This is a genomic window from Oceanobacillus sp. NCCP-135, from assembly GCF_059698015.1.
Genome location: NZ_BAAKSZ010000073.1, coordinates 1 through 1,138 on the forward strand (window position 1 = coordinate 1; position 1,138 = coordinate 1,138).

Genomic DNA, 1,138 nt, shown 5'->3' on the forward strand with positions numbered 1-1,138 from the left:
GCCTTTTTAATCACTTTATTTCGGATTTGAAAATAATTAGGCAAATTATTTCTGTCCTTTCCACAAAAAGATCCCCCTTAAAAAGGGAGATCAAATGCTGGAACCAATTCTCTAGATGAAATCCGCACTATATATTCTTCGACTAGACTTAACGCAAAAGTAAGCTCATCCTCAAGTGTTATAAGCCACGCATTGTATTCTTCTTCCAAAAATGCCTCGAAATAACGGTTTTGAATTCGGATTCCAAATTCTATTCCTGTAAATGTATCATACATTTTTCCGCCAATACATATTTTCCATTCCTGTTCATCTACATCAAATAACAGAGTCCCTAGCCACATCATAAACCGCCTTCCTCAGCTGCCATTTTGACGATCTCCTCATCAATTTGTTGCTTCTTTAATTGTGCTCCATACAAGAGGCAATTGGTGGCCAATGTATTGATGACACGTGGCCATCCCTGAGATCGTAATGTGATGGCTTCCAGGGCAGTCTCAGTAAAAATTGGCATCTTAGCTCCCGCCAACTTTAATTGATGATCCATATAAGCAGAAACATCCTCTTTATTCAATGGCTGTATTTGATACCTCATGATAATTCGCTGAGCCAATGGGCGATGGTGATTTAAATTCAGTCGAGTTTTCAAATGCGGTAGACCAGCTAAGATCAGAATAAAGGGATTTGATGAATCCATTTGGAAATTGAAAAGAATGGCTAAATCTTGTAAAAAGGCATCCTTCGCCATATGCATCTCATCCAGAATAAAGACTGGCGTAATCTTGCGTTCCTGTTCCATCCGTTCAATTCCGTGCTGAATTTGGCGAAACAGATCCACTTTGCGAAACTTTGGTTCTTCTCCTAGACCATAAGCCAAGCCTCGGTAAAAATCCATGACACCGCCGGTAGAAAGCGGAAAGTAAACCACATGATACAATGCTGGGTTGAGTGAATCCTTAAATGAGCGTAAGGTGAATGTTTTCCCAGCCCCAGGATCCCCTATTATTAAGCCAATCCCTTTGGACTTTTGTAAATAGCCGAGGCCATTAAACGCTTCCTGGAAACCAGTGGAACGAAAAGCATCCTCTTGTCGCATATCTTTGGAAAAAGGGTTTTTTGCCAATGAATAAAAGGATTTATA

The 1,138-nt window shown here is 40.1% G+C and carries 2 protein-coding genes; both read right to left on the reverse strand.

The features are described 5' to 3' along the window. Positions 1–77: 77 nt before the first annotated feature. Positions 78–344: a hypothetical protein gene (locus AC6HVZ_RS19565; RefSeq protein ID WP_497559790.1), complete on the reverse strand. Its 267-nt coding sequence runs from the start codon at positions 342–344 to the stop codon at positions 78–80. Further along, positions 341–1,138, reverse strand: a 798-nt coding sequence (locus tag AC6HVZ_RS19570; RefSeq protein WP_497559791.1) for an ExeA family protein, incomplete at its 5' end; no start/stop codon positions are given. The genes AC6HVZ_RS19570 and AC6HVZ_RS19565, both read right to left, overlap by 4 nt.